13 protein-coding genes are annotated in these 16,903 nt (G+C 54.3%); all 13 read right to left on the reverse strand.

Annotation, left to right across the window (positions count from 1 at the left end; all coding sequences use genetic code 11):
* Positions 1-162: 162 nt before the first annotated feature.
* Positions 163-2,055: a chemotaxis protein CheA gene (locus AC07TV_RS20025; RefSeq protein ID WP_494650143.1), complete on the reverse strand. Its 1,893-nt coding sequence runs from the start codon at positions 2,053-2,055 to the stop codon at positions 163-165.
* 11 nt (positions 2,056-2,066) lie between these two features.
* Positions 2,067-2,909 carry a protein phosphatase CheZ gene (cheZ, locus tag AC07TV_RS20030; RefSeq protein ID WP_494650144.1) on the reverse strand — a complete coding sequence of 281 codons (843 nt, stop codon included), beginning with the start codon at positions 2,907-2,909 and terminating at the stop codon, positions 2,067-2,069.
* 9 nt (positions 2,910-2,918) lie between these two features.
* Positions 2,919-3,314 (reverse strand): chemotaxis response regulator CheY, encoded by a 396-nt coding sequence (gene cheY / locus AC07TV_RS20035; protein WP_494650145.1) that lies wholly within the window; start codon positions 3,312-3,314, stop codon positions 2,919-2,921.
* Positions 3,315-3,337: 23 nt separating this feature from the next.
* Complete coding sequence (locus AC07TV_RS20040; RefSeq protein ID WP_494650146.1) at positions 3,338-4,273, reverse strand: chemotaxis protein; 936 nt, start codon at positions 4,271-4,273, stop codon at positions 3,338-3,340.
* 17 nt (positions 4,274-4,290) lie between these two features.
* Positions 4,291-5,259: a chemotaxis protein gene (locus tag AC07TV_RS20045; protein ID WP_494650147.1), complete on the reverse strand. Its 969-nt coding sequence runs from the start codon at positions 5,257-5,259 to the stop codon at positions 4,291-4,293.
* Positions 5,260-5,417: 158 nt separating this feature from the next.
* A complete protein-coding gene (locus tag AC07TV_RS20050; protein WP_494650148.1) occupies positions 5,418-5,723 on the reverse strand; it encodes an STAS domain-containing protein in 306 nt (101 codons plus the stop codon).
* 75 nt (positions 5,724-5,798) lie between these two features.
* On the reverse strand, positions 5,799-6,845 hold the full coding sequence (locus AC07TV_RS20055; protein ID WP_494650149.1) for a protein-glutamate methylesterase/protein-glutamine glutaminase: 1,047 nt from the start codon (positions 6,843-6,845) through the stop codon (positions 5,799-5,801).
* A 47-nt stretch (positions 6,846-6,892) separates the two neighbouring features.
* Positions 6,893-7,498, reverse strand: a complete 606-nt coding sequence (cheD, locus tag AC07TV_RS20060; protein ID WP_494650150.1) for a chemoreceptor glutamine deamidase CheD — start codon at positions 7,496-7,498, stop codon at positions 6,893-6,895.
* A gap of 11 nt (positions 7,499-7,509) precedes the next feature.
* Complete coding sequence (locus AC07TV_RS20065) at positions 7,510-8,412, reverse strand: CheR family methyltransferase (protein WP_494650151.1); 903 nt, start codon at positions 8,410-8,412, stop codon at positions 7,510-7,512.
* A 2-nt stretch (positions 8,413-8,414) separates the two neighbouring features.
* The gene (locus AC07TV_RS20070; protein ID WP_494650152.1) at positions 8,415-11,252 is read right to left on the reverse strand and encodes a methyl-accepting chemotaxis protein; all 2,838 of its coding nucleotides are present in this window, start codon (positions 11,250-11,252) and stop codon (positions 8,415-8,417) included.
* Between the two features lie 25 nt (positions 11,253-11,277).
* Positions 11,278-13,974, reverse strand: a complete 2,697-nt coding sequence (locus AC07TV_RS20075) for a methyl-accepting chemotaxis protein (protein WP_494650153.1) — start codon at positions 13,972-13,974, stop codon at positions 11,278-11,280.
* Between the two features lie 28 nt (positions 13,975-14,002).
* Positions 14,003-14,503 carry a chemotaxis protein CheW gene (locus AC07TV_RS20080; protein ID WP_494650154.1) on the reverse strand — a complete coding sequence of 167 codons (501 nt, stop codon included), beginning with the start codon at positions 14,501-14,503 and terminating at the stop codon, positions 14,003-14,005.
* A gap of 22 nt (positions 14,504-14,525) precedes the next feature.
* A complete protein-coding gene (locus tag AC07TV_RS20085; RefSeq protein WP_494650155.1) occupies positions 14,526-16,859 on the reverse strand; it encodes a chemotaxis protein CheW in 2,334 nt (777 codons plus the stop codon).
* Positions 16,860-16,903 lie beyond the last annotated feature (44 nt).

Genomic DNA, 16,903 nt, shown 5'->3' on the forward strand with positions numbered 1-16,903 from the left:
TGTTATGGCTATTATAGGAAAAAACGAGAAAAATTATATAGGTACGTCTGTTTATTTATTCTGTTTCTCAGATGCCATTTGCAACCCCATGACAACAGAGTAAACCCCAAAAAGAAAAGAGGGAGCATAGCTCCCTCTCAACTCGTTGACTAAAAACAGGAATTAGGCGAAATCAAGCGCCCGCACCGCAGAACCGAAATCGGAATGCTGACCGAGATCGGACAACAACTCCTTCATATCCAAAATCAACACAATCTGCCCGTTGGAAAGGGTCGTAACCCCAGCGACCCCCTTCGGCCGAAAATCTTCGAGTGATTTAATCACCGCGTCGTCACGCCCCGCAAAGCTATCGACCGCCAAAATGAAGCTGCGCTCCGCAGTCTGCATGAACACCCCGTACTCGGGGTATCGCTCAAGCGGCCAGCCGAGGAGACGGGCCAGTGTAATGACAGGCAGAACTTCCCCTCTGACGACCAGGGTTTCCTTTCCACCAACCTCCTGAATCCGGCTTTGCTCGATTGGCAATATTTCGCGCACGAGCGATAGGGGCAATGCAAATGGCTGGTCGCCAAGCAAAACCAGCAGTACCGGCAAAATCGCCAGCGTCAGCGGTAGCGAGATGATGAAAACGGAGCCCTTGCCAGGCTCCGAACGGATTTCGATCGAGCCATTCAGCTTCTGGATGTTGGTCTTGACCACATCCATACCTACGCCACGCCCCGACACATCGGATATCTGTGTTTTGGTCGAGAAACCCGGCATGAAAATCAAATTTAGACTCTGGCGCTCATCGAGCGTGTTGGCCTCCTCCTCCGAAATCAGGCCCTTTTCCGTCGCCTTTGCACGGATGCGCTCCGCGTTCATACCCTTGCCATCATCGGCAATGATCAGGACGATGTGATCGCCTTCCTGCCGCGCCTCTAGGCGGACAAGGCTTTTGGGTGGCTTCCCCGCAGCCTGCCGTTCCTCTGGCATCTCGACGCCGTGGTCCACTGCATTCCGAATCAGGTGAATCAAGGGATCAGCGAGATCCTCGATCATGGTTTTATCGACTTCAGTTTCTTCGCCAGCAAGAACCAGTTCGACATCCTTACCCAGTTGCCTGGCAAGGTCGCGGGCAATCCGTGGATACTTCTGGAAGAGCCTGCCAATCGGCTGCATCCGTGTCTTCATGACCGAATTCTGCAGATCAGACACGAGCAGATCGAGTTGGCTTACTGCTTGGTCCAGTGCATGCAGGGTCTCGGAATCATTCTTTCCTGCCAGAATGTCCGCCCGCAAACTGGTCAAACGGTTTTTGGTCAATCCTATTTCGCCGGATAGATTCAAGACCTGATCAAGGCGAGAAGTATCGACGCGAATTGTATTTTCACGACCACGCTCTTCAGCCCGCCGAGCAGAAGCAGGTTGCCCACCCGGCTTATCGGTCGCTCGCCGCCCAAATGGCGAGGCAGCTGCTGTTGACTGAGCCACTACTGCGGTTGGCGTGATGACTGATTCAGCCACTGCTGTTTCAGCCTTGGTAATTACTTCACTCTGAGCGGATGCAGACCCTGACTCACCAGTCACCGCAGCATGCAACAGATTCCAGTCCGGTGCGTCCGACTCAGAAACAGGCGATAGCGGAGTCTCTGTCGCCAAAGGAGGAGCCTCTGCCACATTCCCCACGCTCAAGACACCCTTCAATGCCGCGATTACCGCCGGATCGGCGGGCTGCGGCTGAACCATCTGCCCCAGTTCGCCGAACATTTCTCGGACCCCCTTGGTGGCGTCCATGATGACATCCATCAACTCGGCAGTCAGCTCAATTTCACCATTGCGCAATCTATCGAAGAGATTTTCGGTGAGATGGCAAAGCGTCACCAGCTCGGTGGCATTGAGAAAACCCGCCCCACCCTTGACTGTGTGAAAGCCTCGAAAAATGTCGTTGAGCAATGCACGGTCATCGGGCATTTTTTCAAGATCAACCAGCTTGTTGTCGACATCGGACAACAGGTCATTGGCCTCCTGCAGGAAATCCTGCAGCAGATCTTCCATTCCGCCAAAGTCGCTCATATTTATCTTCCTCAGAAACCGAGGCTGTCCAGCAGGTCATCAACCTGCTCCTGGTTAACTACAACATCGGTACGCCCTTCGGCGTTGATTACCGGACCATTCACCAGACTAGCCACTTCCTCGGTGCGCTTGGTTTCCGGCAACACCTCGATAAGAACACTCATCAAGCCTGACTCCAACTCGTGGGCAAGGGCGACAATTTTCTTGATGACCTGCCCCGTCAGATCCTGGAAATCCTGAGCCATCATGATTTCCGTCAATTGGGCGTGCGTCCCGCGAGTTTTGGCGGGTAGTTGCTCATTCAGAAAAAGGCGCGTTTCTGTCGCCAACTGCTTGAACTCGGCAGGCCCCATCCTGTTAGCAAAAACCTGGTCCCACCGCTCACCCAGCGCCTTGGCGCCACTTTCCATTTCATCGACCAGCGGATTGGCAATATCGGTTGCATTAAGAACCCGGCACGCGGCCTGTTCTGTCAGATTGGCAACGTACGCCAGCCGGTCCTTTGCATCGGGTAGCGCAGAGACAGTCTTCTCTAGCAACTTGTCGTAGCCAAGCAGCCCCAAGGTGTCATGAAGCGCACGCGCCATGTGTCCAATTCTATTGAAGACAGCCTCCTGTTGAGGCCAGCCCTCTCCGGAGCCGCCTTCATGATCTGCAGACTCCGGGCTGGCCGGCGCAACTTCGGCCTTTGCGGCAACACTATCAAACAGGGCCTGCAAATCATCGTTATCAGCATTAGATGATGCTACTGGATCTGGTGCAACTGACTTGAGGGGCTCTGGCGCCACCACACTGCTCGCTGCGATTGAATCAAAGAGAGCCTCAAGATCGTCGGAGTCGTTATTGGCAGACATGATTTCCCCTTACGCCTGACCCATTTTTTCGAAAATCTTATTCAGCTTTTCCGAAAGCGTTCCCGCAGTAAAAGGTTTGACGATGTAGCCACTGGCACCTGACTGCGCGGCAGCGATAATATTTTCCTTCTTAGCCTCAGCCGTGATCATTAGGACAGGCAGATGTTTCAGATTCGGTGTGGCCCGAATGGACTGCAACAGGGTAAGCCCATCCATATTCGGCATATTCCAGTCAGTTACCACAAACTCAAAACCGCCCCCTTGAAGCTTTTGCAACGCAATAGCGCCATCCTCGGCCTCATCGACATTCGTGAAGCCAAGCTCTTTCAAAAGGTTTCGGACAATGCGACGCATGGTGGAAAAATCGTCCACCACCAGAAATCTCATTTTGGGATCAGCTGCCATGCAGTACTCCAGATACTAAGTTTTTATCGTTCAATCAGCGGACGCAAGGTATCGGCCAGCGCTTCAGCATCGAATTTTGCGACATAGGCATCAACACCAACCGACTTCCCCATTGCCCGATTGGCCTCGGACGAGAGTGAAGAGTGCATGACCACCGGTACGCCTTCAAAACGAGGATCCGATTTGATGTTTTTGGTCAGGACATAACCATCCATTTCGGGCATTTCAGCGTCAACCAGAATCAGACGAACATCTTGACGGATACTTTGCCCCATCTGCGTGGCGTGAGCAGCAATCCCCTGGAGGCGCGTCCACGCCTCCATGCCATTGGTGGCATGTTTGTGACGCACACCAAGCTTGTCAAGGACCTCGGCGATTTTGCGCCGAGCAACGATCGAGTCATCGACGAAAAATACGCTCGTATCCGGATCAACCCGTGCCGGGGTGATATCGACAATCATGGCCTCACCGAATGCATTGGCAAGAATCTGCTCGACATCAAGAATCGAAACCAACCCGCCACTTTCTAGTTCGATGACGGCTGTAATTAGCCCCTGATTCGTCGCCAGCACACTTTCCGGCGCTTTCACTCGCTCCCAATCAACACGAATAATGCGATCGACGTCGTGAACCAGAAAGCCGAGCGTACGCTTTGAATACTCAGCCACCATCATGGTCTTGCCGAGTCCTGCTGGCGCATCCAGATGCATGAACGGCGCCAGCGAAAGCACCGGAATGACATTCCCTCGCAACGAAATCAGCCCCTCGACACCACGTGGCATGTTGGGGGTTTTGGTAATGTGCGGCGTCCTGCCGACCTCTCGGACCTTGAATACATTGATGCCGAATATCTCGCGCGTTCCGAGCGAGAACAGCAAAATTTCCATTTTATTGGAACCCGCCAGTCGCGTCCGAGCGTCGACGCTATCAAGCAGGTTTTTATTCTCAACGAGTTCCATCGCCAACTCCCGCTATCTCAGGCCGCACGAACCGGCGTAGTATCCACGCCCAGTCGCCGCGCTAATGTTTCAGACAGGCGCAAGGGCTCGAACTTTGGCACATATTCATCCACGCCCACCGATGCCCCCAACTTTTGATTGGACATCCCGGACAAGGACGAATGCATAATCACGGGAATCCCGTTGAATCTGGGATCTGACTTTATTTTCTTGGTCAGAATATAGCCATCCATCTCAGGCATTTCAATGTCAGTCAGCACCAGGCTGATCATTGACGAAGCCGGCTTACCAACCGACTGCGCATAGGCAGCGACTTTCTCCATCTCTTCCCACATCTGGCGACCATTCACCGCCGAGATACCTCTTACACCCATGGCCGCAAGCGTACGTTCAATTTGCTTGCGGGCAACGCTGGAGTCGTCGCAATAGAAAACCGTGCTATCCGGCTTGTCGACAGCAACAACCCCGCGGTACATGATTTCATTGTCGATACTCGTGGTTTCCGAAAGCACCTTCTCGACATCCATCATCATCACCAAGCGGTTGTCCTCCAGTTCAGTGACGGCCGTCACCAACCCGCCAGTTTGCGAAGTGAGCATCTCGGGAGGAACACGCATTTTGCTCCAGTCGAGGCGAAGGATGGTATCGACCCCTTCAACGAGAAAACCCTGCGTATGACCGTTATATTCGGTAACGATCATTATTTCGCGTGGTGTTTCAGGGGAGATGCCTGAATATTTGGCGAGGTCAATCACCGGCACCAATGCCCCGCGCAAACTGACCATGCCCTCAACGGAAGCAGGCATATCGGGAGCAGCAGTGATCACCGGGGTACGCATGACTTCACGCACCTTGAATACATTGATGCCATAGGTTTCGCGACGTCCTGTACGCTGATCCACGCCGAGAAAGAACAAAAGAATCTCGAGCTTGTTGGTGCCCGCCAATTTTGTTCGCGCGTCGATATTCTTTAATAGTTCAGACATTGTCATCCTCTTGCATGTTGCGTATCCGGCCGCCTACGGTAGTTAGAAGCTCAAGAATTGAGCGCCTCTCACCTTATCGTCGACCAGCGACGAACCTGCTACCAGCACCATTTGGGTGCCCACCCCGTTTTCCATTTACGGCCTACAGCACCGAACATTTAGGAAATTTGAAACAATTTACCAAAATTAGCAATATCTAGCACCTGTTTTACGTTCCCGCGAACGCCGGTCAGTGCAACCTCCTTGTTTGCTCCGCCTAATTTATCACGCAACATCAACAACATACCCAACGCCGAGCTATCAAGATAATCGACTCCAGCGAAATCCACTGCGACTGACCGAACGTCGGAATCTGCAACCAAGGGTTCGTAGGCGGCACGAAACTCACGGTGGGTATTGAAATCAAAACGACCAGCAAGTTTGATGGTGACCTTGCCGGATTCATTGAGAATACTTGCCTGCATTTGTTTTCCTATCCAAAAAAACGAACTGAATCCTAGTTTAATCGATTGGCCATCGGCAACAACCCCACTGGCTGGTTACACGCAAATCGCGGCAATCACCCTCCTCGCCATATCTTCCAGCGAGCACTGCTCTTCGACCGCGCCGATCAGAAAGGCTTCGCGCGGCATTCCGTAAACAACACAGCTCGCCTCATCCTGACCGAAGGTTCTCGCACCAGCCTGACGCAGGCGTAACAAACCTTGAGCACCATCCTTGCCCATTCCCGTGAGGATAACGCCAACTGCCTTGCGCCCAACCAAGGCAGCAGCAGAATCGAATAGAACATCGACCGATGGGCGATGGCGATTGACCGGTGGGGTCGGTGCCAACTCGGTGAGAAAACCGGAATTGCCCCGCCGAATAAGCAAATGAGAATGTCCCGGCGCAATATAGACGGTACCGGACTCGATCTTTTCATTCCCCTGCGCCTCGATGACACGCGGCGCGCAAAGCGTGTCCAGACGTCGTGCGAATGAGGCAGTGAAGGATTCCGGCATATGCTGAACGATGAGAATGGGCGGGCAATCTGCGGGAATTCCCAGGAGAAATTCCTTGATTGCCTCGGTTCCTCCGGTTGAAGCGCCGACAAAGATTATTTTTCCACTCGCGGCCAAGCCGAGTCTGGTCGGCGTCGCTAACGACGGCGAAGCGGCGGATGAACTCATTGACCCACGCAAACGCGCACCTTTGGCTGCGCGGATTTTTTCGACCAGTTCCTCTGCATAGTTTTCCATGCTCCTACCACTATCGGCCCGTGGCTTGCCAATAAAATCAATTGCACCCAGTTCAAGCGCTTTCAGCGTAGTCTCAGAACCAGATTCGGTGAAAGACGAGACCATGACGACCGGCATAGGACGCAAACGCATCAAGCGCTCGAGAAACTCGAGCCCACCCATTTTGGGCATATGGACATCGAGGGTCATGACATCAGGATTCAAAGCCTTGATCATTTCACGCGCAGTCTGGGCATCAGGAGCAGCCCCCACCACCTCCATATCGGGCGCCATGCTGATCAACTTGCTCAACAGACCGCGCATTAATGCCGAATCATCAACGATCAGGACTCGAATTTTCATGGGCATCTATTGGGAAAAATTTCAAAAATGGCGTTTTTTTCTGGTTGACCGTGTCAAACGAACAACTCAACATCGCCTTCAATGGTGGAGCCGGTCAAACGCACCTTGTAATCATTTTCGCGGCTGAACAAGGTTTCGTTATGAACCCGGTGCAGCTTCTTGACCAGCACACGCCCCGTATGCGGAAAATAATAGACTTTCCGGGGATATGAATCCAGCAAGTCCTTGGCAATAACGGGGACCTTTTCCGTTTTCAGAAAATCAAGAACGAATTCCGCATTTTTCGCGCCAACGTTACTGCTCGCCAGACTCGCCATAACGGCCCCGCCGCCAAAAACCTTGGCTTCAAGACGGTTGCGTCGGGCGCCAAGCTTCAACAGATGATTGATCAACACCTCCATGGCGTACGTACCATAGCGGGTCGACATCGCAAGCGGACTCCGCCCACCGTCGTCGGGCAGCATGAAATGATTCATCCCGCCAATTCCGGAGTCGGCGTCACGAATACAGGCCGCGACACAGGAGCCGAGCACCGTCACCAGCAAGGCTTCCTTGCTGGAAACAAAATATTCGCCCGGTAATATCTTGGCAGCTTCGAGACCGAATTTCCGGTCGAAGTATCGATTGGTCGCAAGCTGCTCGTCGTAGGAATGTTGCACCCGGCGCGTCCCTATCGAACATGCACCGGGGCATAGACTGTCTTGCCCTGGGACTTGAAAAGATCGGCTGCATGCAGAAAACTCTCCGAGTGGCCGGCAAACATCAGCCCGTCAGGCTGCATGATTGGAGCAAAGCGCGACAGAATCTTGTACTGCGTCGGCTTGTCGAAATAGATCATGACATTTCGGCAAAAAATCACGTCGAGCGGCCCCTTGACTGCATAGCTCGCGTCCAGCAGGTTGATCCGCTGAAAGCTGACCATCTGCTTCAGCTCCGGACGAACCGAGACAAACCCGTCCTGACTGCCAGTGCCGCGCAGAAAAAATTTGCGCAGGCGCTCCGGCGACAGCTTTTCAACCCGTTCGACTGGATACACCCCTTTGGCGGCAGTCGCCAACACATTGGTATCGAGATCCGAGGCGATGATTGAGATGTGCGAAACATTGGTCCCAAAGGTTTCGGCTACGGTCATCGCGATCGAATAAGGCTCCTCACCCGTTGAAGCCGCCGAGCACCAGACCCGGATAGGCCGTTTCGCACCGATCTTGCGAATATGATCGGCAAATATCGGAAAGTGATGAGGCTCGCGAAAAAAAGAGGTCAGATTTGTTGTCAGCGAATTGACGAAGCGCTCCCACTCATCGCCGCCATTTCGCTCCAGCCCATCAAGATACTCCGCAAAAGACCGCATGCCCGTGGCGCGTAGACGTCTCGCCAGACGCGAATACACCATGTCCTGTTTGACCGGTGACAATGAAATGCCAGCGTGCTGATAGATCAGTTTGCGAACGCGCTCAAAATCGGTGGTCGAAAACGTAAACTCCCGTACGTTGCCATCTCGAGCCGGCAGACTGGCTGACAGCGATGACCGGATCGCCGAAACAGGCGGAGCAGCATTTCGAATATCGACCATGGCTAGAACTCTTCCCACTCGTCATCAAGACTGACATGTTGCACCTGTGCCTTTGGGGCTCTGGGCGGCTCATTTTTCATTGCGGACTCAGCCTTACGCTCGATTCGAGGTGGCGGCGAAGCAAGACGTGAAGTTACTTTGCCATTGCCGATCCGGAATACCGCAACAGTCTGCGCCAATTGATGCGCCTGCTCTTCCAGGCTCTCGGCTGCTGCCGCAGCCTGCTCAACGAGTGCTGCATTCTGCTGCGTCACCTCATCCATCTGGCTTACCGCCAAACCAACTTGCTCGATACCCGCGCTCTGCTCGGCACTCGCGTCGGAAATATCCCCCATGATTTTGGCTACGCGCTTGATGCTCGAGACAACCTCCTCCATCGTCCGGCCGGCCTGATCAACCAATTTGTTGCCGGTTTCGACCTTTTCGACCGAGTCAGAGATCAGCCCCTTGATTTCCTTCGCCGCAGCAGCACTGCGCTGGGCCAAATTGCGCACCTCGGTAGCCACCACCGCAAAGCCGCGGCCCTGTTCTCCTGCCCGCGCAGCCTCGACTGCCGCGTTGAGCGCGAGAATGTTGGTCTGGAAGGCGATACCGTCGATCACCCCGATGATGTCGGCAATCTTGCTGCTCGACTGATGGATGGCGCTCATGGTGTTGACCACTTGGCCCACCACTTCGCCCCCCTTGTCGGCAACCCGCTGCGCTACGCCGGCCAACTCGTTCGCCTGGCGCGCGTTGTCGGCATTCTGTTTCACGGTACTGGTCAATTGCTCCATGCTCGACGCCGTCTCTTCAAGACTGCTGGCCTGCTCTTCGGTCCGCCCCGACAGATCCTGGTTGCCCGATGCAATCTCCTTGGCCGCCGTATTGATCGTCTGCGCAGATAGTTGAATCTCGCCAACCAGATTGCGTAACTTCGTGACAGTCTGGTTGGCATCATCGCGCAGGCGACCAAAGGTCCCCTGATACGTGCTGGTCAGCGTCTGAGTCAGGTCGCCATCGGCCACTCTGGACAACAGGTCGGCAATCTCGCCGATCGCCGCACCGCTGGTTTCAACCAAGCTATTGATCCCGGTACCAAGCTCCTTGTAAAAGCCTTCCAGCGACGAAGTCTCGAGGCGCGCCGCAAGATCGCCGGCCGAAGCACGCGACACGAGATCAGCAACTGATCGCTGCGCATTCAACTCGGCCGTACGATCGACCCATTCGCCCACCGTGCCAAGCCGTTCGCCGCGCTCGTTGATGATCGGATTGGTAATGATGCTGTAGATCCGCCGACCGATATCGAGCTCTGTCCGGCGAGTACCCTGCAACTCGCGCAGGCTTTTGAGTGCCGCAGCGGGGTCCTGATAAAACCCCCCGATATTGCTGCCAACAAACCCGTCCACAGTGAAATCCGGCTGCTGCTCACGAAGGCCCGGTTCTATCTGGCGCAAAGTGCTCAACAGCCCCTTGTTGGCATAGATCACCGTCCCATCGTCATCGGCAATCCGCAGATTGGCCGAAACGCAATCGAGCGCGATACGGATACGGAGATTATCGTTGGCAATTCGCTGCGTCTCAGCAACATTGAACCCCTGCTGAATCTGCATCGACTGCAGGCCCTGAAGAACTTTGCCCAGTTCGTCATTGCGCGACAGATTGACATTGCGTGTAAAGTCGCCATTCGCCAAGGCCCGAAAGGTATCGAGAATCGAGTCGATAGGACGGGTTATCGAGCGAATCATCGCCACCGCAATCCCCGCACCAACAGCAAGCGCCGAAAGCACAACAAAAACAATCCAGAGTCGTTCGCTGGCGAATGCTTGCTCGCTTTCAGTCAATTGAGCCTGCCCTTGCTCAACCTGAAACTTGAACAGTTCCGAAGCCTTTTTTGCGGTAGCAGTGTAATTCGGATTGATCTGCGTGAGCAGGATCAGGTTTGCCTCCTCGAAACGTCCAGCAAGCAACGCTTCCTTTGCCGGCAAGAGTCCTTCTGCAACGTAACGCTTGCCAGCTTGCTCGAAAGCATCCGCCAGTTGACGGTGCTCATCGGAGTCCAGCGTCTTCTTGTAGCGCTCCCACTGCCCTCCAATCTCGGCAAGATTGGCATCGATCTGCTTGATGTGAAAATCCAGTGGATGATCATGCAGCTTGGCATGCTGACCAACCGGATCATGCTGCAAAGACAACAGAACCTGCGACCGGTTATCGGCCATTAGCTTGCCGATGGTGGCCAGCGCCTGGGTCGGCTGCAAGCGATTATTGTAAAGACCGCCGACCGCGCTATTGGTATTCGCCATCCCCCAGACGCCCAACCCTGCGACGACGACCATGGCCGCTAATAGCATCCCGAAACCAGCCACCAGCCGGTTCTTCAAAGACCATCCGGCAAGAAGGCCTTCGCCTCCCTTGACCACTTCGCCGTGACGAATCTGCAGCCCCCCCGCCTTTTTTTCACGGAACAGCCGATATGCGTTTTCCGCGGCATCGATCTGCTGCCGCGTCGGCTTGCGGCGAACTGACATGTAGCCGGCCAACCGGCCACCGTCGTACACCGGGGTCGCGGTAGCAAGCACCCAATAATAGTCGCCATTCTTGCAGCGATTCTTCACCAAGCCTGTCCATGGGCGGCCATCCTGAAGATCCCGCCACATATCGACGAAGGCCTCTGCTGGCATATCCGGATGACGCACAATGTTGTGCGGCTGGCCGATCAATTCGGATTCAGAGTACCCGCTGATATCGATAAACTCTTTGTTTACATAGGTAATCTGGCCCTTTACATCGGTCTTGGACGCGATAAGCGTACGCTCATGCAATTCGACTTCCACATTGGTCACAGGCTGATTATTTCGCATCTTTTTTCTCTATGAACCTGTCGTCTTAGAACTCTTCCCACTCGTCATCATCCGGCTCAACGAGCGCCGGTATCTTGACCGAGGAAACATTCTTGGGGGCTGCTGCGGTCAACTGCTTGGGAGGTGTACTTTTCCCGCCCCCACGCATGCTTTCCAGCAATCCGATAACGCGTGCAGATCGATTGGTAAATTCGCCGGATATTTGCGCCCGCGCGCCATCCGTGTTGCCGGCCAACTGGGTGCGAATGACATCCGCTGCACAACGATGGAATCCGGCATGCTCACCTTTGAGCTCGGTGTATTTGGAGTTACCGCGCAACGCGCGGCCATCGCCGTGGATCCAGCAACCGAGCGCACACTGGTCGTCACGCCCGACGATAGCCGGATCAAGCTGCTCACCACCTCCGGCTACATAATCGAGCAGGCGTTGCTTCCATTTTCCATGCGCGGCTATCGCACCATCAAAATCCAGGCCGGCAAGTTCCGACTGCCCCTGAACGATCAACCCGCCCGACAGACGGAACACCGCAACCGACTCTGCCAAATTGCGCGCCTGTTCTTCCAGGCTTTCAGCTGCCGCTGCGGCTTGTTCTACCAGCGCGGCATTCTGCTGCGTCATTTCGTCCATCTGGCTAACCGCCAGGCCAACCTGCTCTATACCCGCAGTCTGCTCGCGACTGGCGTATGAAATATCAGACATGATCTTGGCGACACGCTGGATACTTGCCACCACTTCACCCATGGTCTGCCCTGCCTGATCGACCAAACGTCCACCGGTTTGCACCTTATCGACGGAATCGGAAATCAGGCTCTTTATTTCCTTGGCCGCAGCGGCGCTGCGCTGAGCGAGATTTCGGACTTCAGTTGCCACCACGGCAAAACCACGCCCCTGTTCACCGGCACGAGCCGCTTCGACAGCCGCATTAAGTGCCAGGATATTCGTCTGGAAAGCAATACCGTCAATAACACTGATGATGTCCGAGATTCTGTTCGAAGCCTGGTGAATCGCCCCCATGGTTTCCACAACCTGCCCAACCACCAAGCCACCCTTTTCTGCAACCCGCTGCGCGCTACCCGCCAGTTCGTTGGCTTGGCGAGCGTTGTCAGCATTTTGTTTGACCGTGCTGGTCAGCTGTTCCATGCTTGACGCGGTTTCTTCGAGGCTCGATGCCTGCTGCTCGGTACGCCCTGACAAATCCTGGTTGCCGCTGGCGATTTCCTGCGCAGCCGTATTAATGGCGTCGGTCGCGCTCTTGATCGAGAAAATAATCTCCTGGAGGTTGTCGACCGTAACGTTGGCATCATCCTTCAGGCGGCCAAGCACCCCCTGATACTCAGTATCGATCTTGCGCGTCAGATCTCCTTGCGAAAGTCGCGTCAGCATGGCCCCAACATCACCTAGCGCCCGGCTATTTACTTCGAGAAGATCATTAATGCCGGTGGAAATCTGCCGGAAGAAGCCGCTCATCTCGCTGGCATTAATACGGCGCGAGAAATCGCCAGAAGCAGCGGCGGCAATAATGCTGCCGACCTCCTCCTCGACTGCCACTTCAGCGGTTCGATCCGTCCATTCGACAACCGTTCCGAGACGCTCATTCCGTTCATTGACGATAGGGCTGGCAACCAATCTGAACGTACGGCCACCCACCAGAATTTGGGTGCGATGCATGCCTTTCAGCCCAGCCAGAAGATTGCGCTGATGCGCGGTATTCTTGTGGTAAATATCAAAATTCGAACCCAGGATCGAATTTGCCCTGAATGACGGCAGGTCTTTGCGAATATCCGCCTCGGCCACCCGCATCATTTCCAGCACCGCAGTATTGCAATAGACAATCATCCCATCCGGATCAGCAACCATTACGCTGTTTGATGTCACATCCAGAGCCACCTTGATGCGAAGCGCCTCATTGGCCACCTTGCGCTCCGCCTCGGTACGTGCCTTGAGATCAGTCTGCATGCGACTGAGCGCATTCATTAACTGCGCGGGTTCGTCGTTGCCGCTTACATCAATGCTGTTATCAAGTTTGCCCGTAGCGACCGCATCAGCGACGCCAACAGCCTCGCCGAGCGGGCCGGTGATCTGGCGGGTCACCCACAGTCCGGCCGGCACCATGATGATCAGCGCCAATCCAATCATAAATAGCATGGTGGTTTGGACACCCGACTTGACTGTGTCAATTTCAGCCAAGTCGCGAAGGTTATTTTCCTTTTGGAGCAGCAGGATTTCATCAACCGCATCGAACCACGCTTGCATTTTTGGGCGAAACCCATTGAAGAAATGATCTTCAAGCTCCGGGCGGTTCCCTGCCTTTATCAGCGCGAACATCCGGGAGATAGATATCTCTGCTGCTTTCCTTGCCAACACGATACGCTCGTGTATTTCCTTCCCGCGCGCCGAGCCAAGCGTTTCACCAATCTGGTTTTCTGACGCCACGTAAGCCTGGAGATCGGCACTGACCTTCTTTTCCTCACCTAGCTGCTTCTCCGTCTCCTCGTAGATCATGGCGGTAAGCACGTGCCTGCTGATCAACAGGTTCCGCGCGCGCATGTCAACCGCCAACTCAGTCTTCTTGATATTGTTATTGGCGATGTGATCAACCTTGTCGCTAATCGAATTCAGGCTAAGCCAAGCAATCGCAACAAACGCGATCATCAGCGCCAGTGCACCAACAGTCGTCAAGATCAGGCGAGTGCCAATCTTGTAATTACGTAAATTCAACATGCTACGGCTCCTGGTTGAGGGCTGTACGTTATTCGCTGGCCGAATCGATGAGCGCCATATCCGCGCTGGTCATCAGTCGCTCGATGTCAGTGACGATCATCATGCGGTTATCGATCGTTGCCAGACCAAGAATGTATTTGGTATCGAAAGTCCCGGAAAAATCTGGTGCCTGGCGAATCTGCGAACGCGTCAGCGAAAACACATCAGAAACGCTGTCGACCACAGCACCGATCACACGGCCCGCGATATTGAGAATGATCACCACCGTAAAGGGCGTGTATTCGATTTTGCCAAGATTGAATTTGATACGCAGATCAACGATTGGAACGATGATGCCCCGCAGGTTGATCACTCCCTTTATGAATGGAGGAGCATTGGCAATCAGCGTTGGTGGCTCGTAGCCGCGAATCTCCTGCACCTTGAGGATATCGATTGCATACTCTTCACTGCCCAGAGTGAAGGTCAGGTATTCACTTGGCACCAGATCGTCATCGCTTGCCGCGCCACTGCCATGGTTCATCGCTTCCATCTCTTGCTCCTTAATTCAACTGTCAGCCGACTTTTTGCAGGCTAGTCTTCGCCATACCGGCGATAGCCGACACATCAAGAATGAGCGCCACATGGCCATCGCCCATGATGGTCGCGCCGGAAATTCCCTGCACACGGCGATAGTTCGCCTCCAGACTCTTGATGACGACCTGATGCTGGCCAACCAAGGCATCGACAAACAATGCCGCCTTGATTCCATCCGCATCGACAACAACCATGATGCCTTGCGTGAAGCTATTCGAGCACGACTTGATATTGAATAACTCGTGCAGTACCACCACGGGCAAATACTCACCGCGAACTTGAATCACCCGCGCCTGATTGGATAACGTCTTGATATCGCCGGCCTGTGGCTGGAAGGACTCGACCACATATGAAAGCGGCAAAATGTAGGTCTGGTCTCCGACAGCGATCGACATTCCATCAAGAATGGCCAGCGTCAGCGGCAAACGAACCGTCATCCGCGTCCCCACTCCCAGCATGGATTCGATCTCGACACGCCCGCCCATCGACTGAATATTGCGGCGGACGACATCCATCCCCACCCCTCGCCCGGACACATCGGTGACCTGATCGGCCGTCGAAAAACCGGCTTCGAAAATCAGAAGGAAAACCTCCTGATCCGTCATCTGATCGGAAACAGGCAATCCGCGCTCACGAGCCTTGGCCAATATCTTGTTGCGAGGCAACCCAGCACCATCGTCACCCACCTCAATGACAATATTGCCTCCCTGGTGATAGGCCTTCAAAGTGATGGTCCCAACCGGACTCTTGCCAGCAGCTATCCGCGTATCCGGCAATTCGATGCCGTGATCAAGGCTATTTCGAATGAGGTGAGTCAAAGGATCGGCAATCCGCTCAATCAGCCCCTTGTCCAATTCTGTTGTTTCACCCGACGTCTTCAACTCGACCTGCTTGCCCAACTTGGCGGAAAGATCACGAACAACACGCGGAAACCGTGAAAACACGAAGGATATCTGCATCATCCGGATGGACATGACTGACTCCTGCAGATCACGGGTATTTCGCTCCAGTTGCGCCAAGCCATTTACCAGACGCTCTGGTGCGCTTTCCTGCATCTGCGCCGTCGTCTGCAGCAACATCGCCTGCGTGATGACCAGTTCGCCAACCAGATTGATCAACTGATCCACTTTTTCGATGCTGACACGAATGGAAGAGTCACTTGCAGTAGCCGCGGGTGCCGACTTGGCAGCCCGGGTGTGCAATTCATCAGCCTTTTTCTCGACCGGCTTCGGGGTGGCAGCACTTGGTGCAACCGCGGACGATACCTGTGAAGGAGGAGCAGTAACGGGAGGGAGTGGTTCGAAGAAACCAAATCCATCACCCTCCTCTGCCAACGGCTGTACAGCAACTTGCTGGGATAGCGGGGCAAAAAACCCGTAGCCATCACCATCGTCACCTACAGCCGTTTCGACAACTCGCAAGCTCTCCACGGCCGATGGAAGCGGATCGAAAAACCCGTACCCGTCATCTTTTGCTTCAACTTCAGCGATAGCTGACACGAGGGATGGCGCACTATTGAGCGGTTCAAAAAAACCGTAGCTCTGGTCCTCATTTGGCGCCCCAGGAGAATCGTCGAAAATACCGAACGCCCCGTTGTGATCATTCACGACAGACTCTTCAACTACACGCCACGCACCGTTTTCAGCAATAAAGTCAATCTGATCCGAAAAGTCGTCCAGCCCCGCATCAGTTAGCAAACGAAGTTGCCAATATCCGACATTGTTCATATCAGAGGCTGGCTGACTCAGTATTTCCAAAGCCCCCAGAGAGCGTAGCGCTTCGAGTAAGTGGGATACACCATCGCCCTTGGCCGAAACCGCTGTCGGCACAAACTGGATATCGAAAGTACGCGCATCAACCAGTTTTTCGTGCTTCATGGCCCCATCGGCTTGCGTCGTCGCCGATTGCGGCGCAGCAGCAGGCGTGTCAGCAGATAACTGGCGCAGACGAGCGCATATCGACGCTACCGCATTTGGATCGACCTCTCCTCGTCCCTGATGGGCTTCAAGCATTTCCCGCAGGAGATCACCCGACTCCAGGAAGGCATCGACCATATCAGCTCGCAATCCCAGTTCCTGCTTGCGAATACGGTCCAGCAGGTTTTCCAGGATATGCGTCGTTTCAGCAAGGTCAGTGAAACCGAAGGTACCCGCGCTCCCCTTGATGGAATGTGCAGCGCGAAAAATCGCATTGAGTTGCTCTGAATCCGGATTTTCAATATCCAGTTCAAGCAACAACCCCTCCATCGCTGCCAAATGCTCTGCCGATTCCTCAAAAAAAACCTGGTAGAACTGACTCATGTCGATAGTCATGCCACCCCCTGATCTCGGCGCCCCTTAAGCAGGAGACCGAAAAT

Source organism: Azonexus sp. GW821-FHT04F04, from assembly GCF_059420025.1.

What these genes read in the sequence shown, in the direction of transcription:
- AC07TV_RS20025 (WP_494650143.1), bottom strand. Translation starts at nt 2,055, where the DNA reads ATGAGCGACTTTGGCGGAATGGAAGATCTGCTGCAGGATTTCCTGCAG.
- cheZ (WP_494650144.1), bottom strand. Translation starts at nt 2,909, where the DNA reads ATGTCTGCCAATAACGACTCCGACGATCTTGAGGCTCTCTTTGATTCA.
- cheY (WP_494650145.1), bottom strand. Translation starts at nt 3,314, where the DNA reads ATGGCAGCTGATCCCAAAATGAGATTTCTGGTGGTGGACGATTTTTCC.
- AC07TV_RS20040 (WP_494650146.1), bottom strand. Translation starts at nt 4,273, where the DNA reads ATGGAACTCGTTGAGAATAAAAACCTGCTTGATAGCGTCGACGCTCGG.
- AC07TV_RS20045 (WP_494650147.1), bottom strand. Translation starts at nt 5,259, where the DNA reads ATGTCTGAACTATTAAAGAATATCGACGCGCGAACAAAATTGGCGGGC.
- AC07TV_RS20050 (WP_494650148.1), bottom strand. Translation starts at nt 5,723, where the DNA reads ATGCAGGCAAGTATTCTCAATGAATCCGGCAAGGTCACCATCAAACTT.
- AC07TV_RS20055 (WP_494650149.1), bottom strand. Translation starts at nt 6,845, where the DNA reads ATGCCCATGAAAATTCGAGTCCTGATCGTTGATGATTCGGCATTAATG.
- AC07TV_RS20065 (WP_494650151.1), bottom strand. Translation starts at nt 8,412, where the DNA reads ATGGTCGATATTCGAAATGCTGCTCCGCCTGTTTCGGCGATCCGGTCA.
- AC07TV_RS20070 (WP_494650152.1), bottom strand. Translation starts at nt 11,252, where the DNA reads ATGCGAAATAATCAGCCTGTGACCAATGTGGAAGTCGAATTGCATGAG.
- AC07TV_RS20075 (WP_494650153.1), bottom strand. Translation starts at nt 13,974, where the DNA reads ATGTTGAATTTACGTAATTACAAGATTGGCACTCGCCTGATCTTGACG.
- AC07TV_RS20080 (WP_494650154.1), bottom strand. Translation starts at nt 14,503, where the DNA reads ATGGAAGCGATGAACCATGGCAGTGGCGCGGCAAGCGATGACGATCTG.
- AC07TV_RS20085 (WP_494650155.1), bottom strand. Translation starts at nt 16,859, where the DNA reads ATGACTATCGACATGAGTCAGTTCTACCAGGTTTTTTTTGAGGAATCG.